This window comes from Streptomyces sp. SID5910, assembly GCF_009862125.1.
GTDB lineage: Bacteria > Actinomycetota > Actinomycetes > Streptomycetales > Streptomycetaceae > Streptomyces.
On sequence record NZ_WWHX01000473.1, the window covers coordinates 1 to 9072 of the forward strand.

The 9072-nt window shown below is 73.9% G+C and carries 9 protein-coding genes; 4 read left to right on the plus strand and 5 right to left on the minus strand.

The window, feature by feature from the left end:
• Positions 1-1145 (minus strand): PucR family transcriptional regulator (locus tag GTW67_RS16680; protein WP_161165612.1); only part of this gene is annotated, 1145 nt, incomplete at its 3' end.
• 294 nt (positions 1146-1439) lie between these two features.
• Here GTW67_RS16680 and GTW67_RS16685 point away from each other — a divergent pair.
• Entirely contained in the window at positions 1440-2324 is an 885-nt protein-coding gene (locus GTW67_RS16685) for a Gfo/Idh/MocA family protein (protein WP_161165613.1), read from the plus strand.
• Positions 2325-2330: 6 nt separating this feature from the next.
• Here the strand turns inward: GTW67_RS16685 and GTW67_RS16690 are convergent, their stop codons facing one another.
• Both GTW67_RS16690 and GTW67_RS16695 read right to left on the minus strand, forming a co-directional pair.
• Positions 2331-2654: a hypothetical protein gene (locus GTW67_RS16690; protein ID WP_161165614.1), complete on the minus strand. Its 324-nt coding sequence runs from the start codon at positions 2652-2654 to the stop codon at positions 2331-2333.
• Positions 2655-2737: 83 nt separating this feature from the next.
• Positions 2738-3451: a Type 1 glutamine amidotransferase-like domain-containing protein gene (locus GTW67_RS16695; protein ID WP_161165615.1), complete on the minus strand. Its 714-nt coding sequence runs from the start codon at positions 3449-3451 to the stop codon at positions 2738-2740.
• Positions 3452-3769: 318 nt separating this feature from the next.
• Here GTW67_RS16695 and GTW67_RS16700 point away from each other — a divergent pair, with 318 nt between their 5' ends.
• A complete protein-coding gene (locus GTW67_RS16700; RefSeq protein ID WP_161165616.1) occupies positions 3770-4984 on the plus strand; it encodes a glycoside hydrolase family 64 protein in 1215 nt (404 codons plus the stop codon).
• A 55-nt stretch (positions 4985-5039) separates the two neighbouring features.
• Positions 5040-6152 (plus strand): SpoIIE family protein phosphatase, encoded by a 1113-nt coding sequence (locus GTW67_RS16705; RefSeq protein WP_161165617.1) that lies wholly within the window; start codon positions 5040-5042, stop codon positions 6150-6152.
• On the opposite strand, the gene GTW67_RS16710 is transcribed toward GTW67_RS16705, so the two are convergent.
• Entirely contained in the window at positions 6121-8397 is a 2277-nt protein-coding gene (locus GTW67_RS16710) for an MMPL family transporter (RefSeq protein ID WP_161165618.1), read from the minus strand. The genes GTW67_RS16705 and GTW67_RS16710 overlap by 32 nt on opposite strands.
• A gap of 222 nt (positions 8398-8619) precedes the next feature.
• Between GTW67_RS16710 and GTW67_RS16715 the strand changes: the two genes are divergently transcribed.
• Positions 8620-8841, plus strand: coding sequence for a hypothetical protein (locus GTW67_RS16715; RefSeq protein ID WP_161165619.1), 222 nt, complete (start codon positions 8620-8622; stop codon positions 8839-8841).
• A gap of 65 nt (positions 8842-8906) precedes the next feature.
• On the opposite strand, the gene GTW67_RS37030 is transcribed toward GTW67_RS16715, so the two are convergent.
• Positions 8907-9072 (minus strand): DUF5709 domain-containing protein (locus GTW67_RS37030; RefSeq protein WP_237518899.1); only part of this gene is annotated, 166 nt, incomplete at its 5' end.

Sequence of the window (9072 nt, forward strand, 5' to 3'; positions counted from 1 at the left end):
CAGTAGAGGCGTTCGCCGGCCCGCTGGGCCGAGCCGTCGCAGTCGAGCCACGTCGTCAGGGTGTCCAGCAGGACGTCACGGTCGGCGGGCTCCAGCCGCAGCAGCGGGCCGAGCACCCGGTCGGCGAGGGCCCGGCCGAGGTCGGGGCCGGCCACGACCAGGGCGGCCGGGAGGTGGTCGGCCAGCCGGACGGTGCCGCCGCCCTCGGGGCAGATGCCGAGCGCGGTGTCGGCGAGCCCGCGCGCCTCGCCGACGGCGGCCAGTCCCTCCACGGGACTGCCGATGCCGATCCGCAGGCCGCCCGGGACGGCGTCGCCCGGTGGCGCGGGCTCGTCGTCCCCGGGGCCGAGCAGCACGATGCCGTAGTCCACCTCCGCCCCGCTGTGCCAGTGGACGCGTGTGCCGTCCGGGACGACGGCGGCACGGGCTGTGGCGGAGCGCGCGGGGTTCGCGCCGGTGACGGCGACGACGACGTACCGGCCCTGTTCCGGCAGGCCCAGTGCCTGCGCGGCCTCGGGCAGGTCGGCGATGCGGCTGGTGCCGTCGAGCAGGCCGGCCGCCAGGAGCCGGGCCCGGTTCTGCCGGCGCCGGGACAGCTGCCACTCGGTCTGCCGGTAGGCGTCCGCGACGAGGGTGCAGTGCTCGTCGACGAAGTTCCACACGTCGGCGGCCACATGCACCAGCAGCCGGACGTCCTCGGGCGCGGTGCGGGAGGTCTCCTCGACCAGCCTCTGCCACACCAGGGAGCCGCCGAGGCGGAAGGCGTGCAGCAGGGCATCGAGCGGCAGTCCCTGTTCGGCGCGGGTGGTGCCGATCCGCCAGGAGCAGCGGCGGGCCGCGTCCCGGGCGCCGCGCGGGTCGAGCAGCGAGGCCACGCTGTGCCGCAGCGAGCGGTGCACCTCCTGCCAGGACGCCGTGGGGTCCTTCGCGAGGGCGGTCCGGTACGCCGGTTCCTGCTCGCGCAGCAGCGCCACCAGCCGGTCGGTCAGGCCCGGCAGGTCGTCGAGCAGCCCGCGGGCCGCCCGGTGCAGGACCCGCAGGGCGTCGGCGTCCATGAGCGAGGCGACGCCGGGTGTCCGCGGGCGCGGAACGGGCGTCAGTCCGGCGGTGCGGATCGCTGCTCGTGACCGTACGGCGTGTTGCATCGCGGTCCTCCCCAGGCAGGGCTCACGGAGGAGAGCCGCCACGGGCGGTCCGCCCGCGCCCGGCCCGCCCCCTGACTCGTCCTGCCCCGAAGGATGGCATACCGTCTGGTCGGTCCCTAGGGTCGTGCACCGGTCTTTTCGGTCCGCTCCCCCTGTTCTCCCTGCTCCGCCTGTTCGCCCATGCGCGCACTCGTGCCTCGTGTTCCTCGGCCGAGGGCTTGCGGGGGTACCCGGTCCGTGTGCCACGCTCTGCGTCGGCCGGCGTCGGGTCGGGCACCTTGGAGAGGCGGCGGTATGCGTATCGGACTGCTCGGTACCGGTCCCTGGGCGGACATGGCACACGCGCCGACTCTGGCCCGGCACGACGAGGTGGACTTCGTGGGCGTGTGGGGACGCCGGCCCCAGGCCGCCAAGGAGCTGGCGGAACGGCACGGCACGCGCGCCTACGACGACGTCGACGCCCTGTTCGCCGACGTGGAGGCCGTCGCGGTGGCGCTGCCGCCGGCCGTGCAGGCCGAGCTCGCGGTGCGCGCGGCGCGGGCGGGGTGTCATCTGCTGCTGGACAAGCCGCTCGCGCCGACGGTGGCACAGGGGCGTGCGGTGGTCGAGGCGGCGCGGGAGGCCCGTGTCGCCTCCGTCGTCTTCTTCACCACCCGGTTCCAGCCCGAGACCGAGGCGTGGATCGCCGAACAGGCCGAGATCGGCGAGTGGTTCACGGCGCGTGCGCAGTGGCTCGGCGCGGTGTTCGGCGGCGACAGCCCGTTCGCGCGCTCGCCGTGGCGCCGTGAGAAGGGCGCCCTGTGGGACGTCGGTCCGCACGCCCTGTCCGTGCTGCTGCCGGTCCTGGGGGACGTACGGCAGGTGGCGGCGGCCGTGCCCGGTCCCGGCGACACCGTGCATCTGGTCCTCGACCACACCGGCGGGACGACCAGCACGCTCACCCTCAGCCTGACAGCACCGCCCGCGGCGGCGGGTGCCGAGGTGGAGCTGCGGGGCGGTGCCGGGGTGACGCTGATGCCGGAGAGCGCGGAGGGTCCGGTGCCCGCTCTGCAACGGGCCGTGGACGCCCTCATGACCGCCGCGCGGACCGGACGCCCGCATCCGTGCGACGCCGTGTTCGGTCTCCGGGTCACCGAGATCCTCGCCGGTGCCGAGGCGCTGCTCGGCGACGGACGCTGACGCCGGTCAGCCGGCCGTGCTCCACCGGAACCAGGCCCGGTCCCCCTGGATGTGCAGCAGGAACTCGGCGACCGGCCCTTCGGGCGAAGCCAGCGACACGCGCGCCTCGATCCGGGCGTACACGGCCTCCCACTCCTCCCAGTGACCGGCGTCGTCCCGCTCGGCCAGGGCGAGTTCGCGGGCGAACAGGTCCCGGACCGCGTCGAAGGCAGGCCCGGGCCTGAACCGGCCGGAGAGCCAGGGGAAGTCCTCGTCGTCCACGACGATCTCCCCGACGCCCGCTCCCGTACTCCGATCACGCACGCACCACACCTCACCCTCGAACCCCATGCCACCTCCGCCCGCCCGTGCCGTCACTCGTCCCGCCCGGCCAGCATGCCACCCGACACCGACACCGGACGGCAACGGAAGCCCTATGTCAGCGGCCGGCACGGCAGGGCCCGTTCCGTGACTCCGCCGCTCCCGTCCGCCTCCACCCGGTACAGGTGGGCCCCCGGGGTGCGGGTCACCGTGTCCGTCGGCACGCCGTCGGTGAAGAGGGCGCCGGCGCCGTCGTCCAGGGCCCACCCGGCGGGGAGCGAGCCGGCGGCCACGGCCTGCCGGTAGGAGGGGCGGCGGCCCGGTTCGCTGTCGTAGTGCGGGCAGACCGAGCCGGACAGCAGGCCCAGCCCGTCCGGCAGGAACGTGAGCGGTCCGAAGGAGTCGGTGTGCGAGCCCTCGGCCCAGCAGTTGGCGCCCGCGCTGATCCCGCAGAGGAGGGTCCCCCGGTCGTAGGCCTCGCGCAGGATCCGGTCGACGCCGTGCGTGCGCCAGACCGCGAGCAGGTTCGCCGTGTTGCCGCCGCCGACGTAGACGACGTCCTGGCAGAGCAGGAACGCGCGCAGGGCGTCGTCGTCGAGTTCCCGGCGGAACAGGGGCAGCACGCAGGGTTGGCAGTCGAGCGGCTCGAACGCCGTGAGGAAGCGCTCGACATAAGCGGGGGCGTCACCGCTGGCCGTCGGTACGAAGCACACCTTGGGCCGGGCCGCCCGCGCCCGGGAGAGCACCCAGGTGTCGAGCAGCCCGTCCTCGTCGGTGGAGAACCCTCCCCCGAGGAGAGCGAGTCGGCGCTCGGGAACTGCGGCCATGGGCGGGCCTCCTCGGTACGCGGGTCCGCAGGGCGCGGACGGCACCTCGCACGATGCCGGGTGGCCCCGACGTACGCAATCGAAAAGCGCGCCGCCCCTGTCGTCGGCCGCCCGCATTAACCGGGCCTTAAGCGCCGGTTAAGTGCATCGGCCGCTGCCCGCATTCGCCAAGTTCCGCCCCCGGCGCGGCCGTTGTGTGGCCGTCGAGGTGGTTGGCCGGGGCATGTGTTCTGCGTACCATCGGGCCACCGTCCGAGAGCGCTCTCAGCGGACTCCCCCTCGGACTGTCATGTCCCGATCACCCAGGAGACCCCCCACATGACTCCCCGTCACCAACGCCCCCTCGGCCGTCGCAAGCTGCTCGTCGCCCTCGGCGGCGCGGTCGTGGCCGCTCCCGCCGTCGCCGCGCTCGCCCCCCACGCCCTCGCCGAGACCGACAGCGACAGCGACACCGGCACGGCCGCCCCCAAGGCCGCCGGTGCCCTGCCGCTGACGATCGTCAACAGCACCGGCTCCTTCGGCAACGCCGACGTCCACGTCTACATCGTCGGCAACCAGGACGGCCGCCAGGTGCGCGTCACCCCCGACGGCACCGTCGCGCCCGTGGCGCTGTCGGACAACGGTGCCGACGGCTTCACCGACTACGCGATCAGCCTCGCCGGCAGCGGTGAGACAACGCTGTCACTGCCGTACCTCTCCGGCCGGATCTACGTGTCGCTCGGCGAGAAGCTGAAGTTCAAGGTGGTCGCCGACGGCAACGGCGACGCCGCGCTCCAGTACCCGGCCGGCTGGGTCTCCTCGGACCCCAACTACGGCGTGCTGCACGACTGCGCCGAGTTCACGTACAACGCGTCCGGGATGTTCTGCAACACCACCATGGTCGACATGTTCAGCGTGCCGCTCGCCATCCGGCTGACCGGCGCGAAGGACCAGACGACGGGCACCGTGCGCCCCGGCGGCCGGGCGGCGGTCTTCGAGGCCGTCCGGCAGGTCGAGGAGTTCGCCCCGCTGGTCGTGGACGACCGCCGCGTGATCGCCCCCGGGCACGGCCTGGACGCCGGCCTGTTCCCGAAGGACTACCTCGCCCCGTACATCGACGAGGTGTGGAGCACCTACACCGGCAAGGACCTCACCGTCACCACCAACGCGGGCGCCTTCACCGGCCGGGTGCGCGGGGACCGGCTGACCTTCGACGGGCCCGCCCAGGTGTCCTTCGCCAAGCCGTCCACCCGGGACGTGCTGTTCTGCGACGGCGCGCTCGCCGCGCCCAACGACGGCACGACCGGTCCCGTCGCCGCCGTGGTGGGCGCCGGCTTCAACCGCTCCACGCTGCTGTCCTCGGCCGCCCAGCCGACGACCGACCCCGCGTCGTTCTACGGCACCGCCCTCACGAACCACTACTCCAAGGCGGTGCACGCGGTCACGGAGGACGGCAAGGCGTACGGCTTCGCCTTCGACGACGTGGCCGACTTCGCCTCCTACGTGCAGGACACCGCCCCCACCGGGATCCGGCTGACGCTCACCGCGTTCTAGGCGACGGCGCGCCTCCCGGCGTGCGCCGGGCGGCGCGCCGTAGGAGCGTGGTGGTGTGCCCAAGGTGTCCGCCGTGCCGTCGCGCCGGAGCGAGGACCGGCGCGGCTGGCTGCGGGGAGCGCCGCCGCCCCGCTGGGTGCGGGCGCTGCCGCTGGTCCTGGTCGCGGCGATCTGCGCGGCGACGCTGCTCAGTCACGAGCCGCTCGACATCGGCTTCCTGCTGGGCGCCATCCCGCCGCTGGCCGTGCTGTCGTACAGCCCGCTGGCGACCGCCGTGCTGGGCGGCGCGGTGGTCGCGCTGCTGAACGTCCCGGCGTTCCAGCTCGACCGGCCGGGCGACACCGACGTGCTGACCATCGCCTTCGTCTCCGTGCTCAGCGTGTTCGTGTCCTTCGTGCGCAGCCGCCGCGACGCCCAGCTGGTTCAGGAGCGCACGGTCGCCGAGGCCGCCCAGCGGGCCGTCGCTCCCCCGCTGCCCGAGCGGGTCGGCGTCGTGGGCTGCGCGGGCCTGTACCGGGCGGCGCAGCGCGGGACGCTGGTCGGCGGCGACTTCTTCGACGTGCGGGACGGTCCCTTCGGCATCCGGGCCGTGATGGGCGACGTGCAGGGGCACGGACTGGCGGCGGTCGCGACGGTCGCCTCGCTGCTGGGGGCGTTCCGGGAGGCGGTGCTCGACCAGCCCGACCTGGTGTCGGTCGCCGCCCGGCTCGACCGCAGGCTGCTGGTGGACTCGGCGGACGCACGGCACGCCGAGCTGTTCGCGACGGCCGCGCTGCTGGAGTTCTCCGCCGACGCCCGCGAGGTGCGCGTCGTCGTCTGCGGGAACCCGCCACCCCTGCTGCTGCGCGGCGCGCGGGCCACGGAGGTGGAGGTGTCGCCGTGGACGCCGCTCGGGCTGGGGCTGGCGGACGCCGGCACGATCGAGGCGAGCACGGTCGCGCTGCGCCCGGGTGACCGGCTCTTCCTCGCCTCCGACGGTGTGGTCGAGGCGCGGGACGCCGGCGGCGCGTTCTATCCGCTGGCCGACCGGCTGGCGGGTCTGGCCGCCGGGGAGCCGGCCGGGCTCGCCGAGCGTGTCTGGGCGGACCTCGTGGGCTTCTGCCCGGACGTGGACGACGACGTCACGATGCTCGTCCTCACTCCTTCGTCCCCGCCGTCCGCGCGCTGAGGCCGCTCCCGTGCTCCCCCTCGGCGTCGATGTGGGGCAGGATCCGGTCGAGCCACCGCGGTGTCCACCAGGCGTGCCGCCCCAGCAGGGTCATCACGGCGGGCACGAGGAGCAGGCGGACGACGGTGGCGTCGATGAGCACGCTGACGGCGAGGCCGAGGCCGAGCATCTTGACCACGATGTTGTCGCTGACGACGAACGCGGCGAAGACGCTCACCATGATCAGGGCCGCGCAGGTGATGACCCGGGCGGTGATCTCCAGCGCGTGGGCCACCGATCCCTTGGCGTCGCCGGTGCGCAGCCAGGCCTCGTGGACGCGGGAGAGCAGGAAGATCTCGTAGTCCATGCTCAGCCCGAAGATGATCGCGAACATCATCATCGGGACGTAGCTCTCGATGGGCACGGTGCCGTTGACCCCGAGCGCGGGTCCGCCCCAGCCCCACTGGAAGACGGCGACGACGACGCCGTAGGAGGCGGCGATCGACAGCACGTTGAGGACGGCGGCCTTGACGGCGACCAGCAGGCCGCGGAAGACGGCCAGGATGATCAGGAAGGCCAGGGCGACCACGACGGCGATGATGAGCGGCAGCCGCTTCGCGACGATGTCGCGGAAGTCGACCTGGGCGGCGGTGGTGCCGGTGACGTAGCCCTTGGCGTCGGTGCCGGTGACCGCGTCCGGCAGGGTGCTGTCGACCAGGCGGTTGGCCAGGCCGGTGGTGGCGGCGTCCTGCGGTGACTGCTTCGAGTAGACCGTGGCGAGCAGGACGTCGCCGTCCTGGGTCGGCGTCACGGGTGTCACCGCGGCCGTGCCGGAGACGTCGTCGAGGCCCTTGGTGACCTGGGAGGCGAGGTCCGAGCGCTGCGACTGGGGTACGCCGCTCTGGTCGACGACGACGGTCAGCGGGCCGTTGGAGCCCGGCCCGAAGGCGTCGGTCATCAGGTCGTACGCCCGCCGGTCGGTGAAGGAGGTGGGGTCGGCGCCGTCGCCGATGTGGCCCAGCTGGATGGAGAACACCGGGATGGCGAGGACGACGAGCACGGCGACGCCCGCGGCCAGGAAGTGCCAGGGCCGTCGTTCCACCCGCTGCGCGTAGCGGTGCCAGGTGCCCTGCGGCTCGGCGCCGGGCTCCGCGTCGGTCTCGGCGACGGGGCGGCGCGCCTTGAGCCGGTCGATGTGCCGGCCGACGAGGCCGAGGAGGGCGGGCACCAGGGTCAGTGCCCCGAGGACGGCCGAGACGACGGTCACCGCGGCGGCGATGCCCAGCTTGCCGATGAAGGAGACCCCGGAGGCGTACAGGCCCAGCAGTGCGACGATCACGGTGCAGCCGGAGACGAGTACGGCGTGGCCGCTGGTGGCGGTGGCCTGTCCGGCGGCGCGCACCGGGTCGGCGCCGTCCATGAGGTTCTGCCGGTGCCGGGTGATCAGGAACAGGGCGTAGTCGATGCCGACGCCCAGGCCGATCATGGTGGCGAGGGTCGGTGACACGGTGGCGAAGGTGAACGCCGCGGCGAGCAGCCCGAGGCAGGCCAGGCCGCCGACGACCGCGATCAGCGCGGTCACCAGCGGGGCGACGGCGGCGAGGACGCTGCCGAAGCCGATCAGCAGGACGACGACGGCGACGCCGAAGCCGATCAGCTCGCTCACCCGGTCGTCGGCGTCGGGCCGTGCCAGCTCGCCGAGCGGCCCTCCGTACTCGACCTCGGCGCCGGCGGCGCGCAGCGGCTGGACGGAGTCGTCGACGCCGTGCAGGTAGCCGTCGCCGAGCTGGGAGGGCTGGACGTCGAAGCGGACCGTGAGGTAGGCGGTGCGGCCGTCCGCGGACAGGGGGCCCACGTCGGGCCCGGACGACGAGCCGGAGGCGGGGGCGGCGGTGAGCGGGTTCTGCGCGGACAGGACGTGCGGCAGCTTCTGGAGGTCGGTCACCGCGGTGGACATCTGCGAGCCGAGCGAGGTCAGCGGCTTGTCCGCGTCGTGGACGACGATCTGGGCGCTGTAGCCGCCGGCCGCGGGGTCGTGGCGTTCCAGGACGTCCAGGCCCTGCTGCGACTGGGACGAGGACAGGGTGAAGTTGTCCGAGTAGTCCCCGCCGAAGGAGCGGTCCGCGAACTGGAGGGCCACCAGGGCGACGAGCCACGCGACCACGACGATGACGCCGTGCCGGGCGCACCACTCGCCGCACCGGCGCAGGCCGCCCGCCCTGTCCGTGGTCCCTCGTCCCCCGGCGCCGGTACGGCTGCCTGTCATGCGCGCGCCCTCTTCTGCCGGGCCGATCGTTCGACGCGTCCCATTAGACGACCCGGTGTCCGGTGCGGCACCTCGGGCGGGCGCTCCGGATGCGGGCGCCGCTCCGGCATTGAATGGTGTTATCGGGATAGTCGGGACCGACAGCAGTCGTGACCGACGGCCGTCGGGACCGGCGGCAGAGCACCGGCACCGACGCAGCGATCCGGACCGAGGAGCAGTCTTATGTCCACATCAGAGTCCGATGCCTCCCGGGCGTCCGAGGTCCTCGCGAGCGAGGACCGCGCCACTCCGGACGACCGGCTCCACATCCGCCCCGGCACGGAGGTGTCCCCCGAGGACATCGTTCTCGCGGCCGGCCGGGACCTCACCCCGAAGAACCTCGAATGGGCCAGGAACAAGCTGGCCGAGGAGGGCCCCGCGGCCCTCGACAAACTGCTTCCCTGACCGAACCGCCGTGAGGGGGCCGCCCGACCATCAGGCCGGGCGGCCCCCTCAAGGCGTTCGGCCCGCTAGCGCTGCTCGTCGTCCGGCAGTGCCGTCTCGTCCTCGACGACGTGAACCGCGGCCTCCTCGGCGCCGGCGGCCCCTCCGTCGATGCCGACGTCCTCGGCGACCGTCTCCTTGGTCGTGTCGGTGCGCACGCCCTCGTCGGGGGCGACCAGGCGGCCGGAGCGT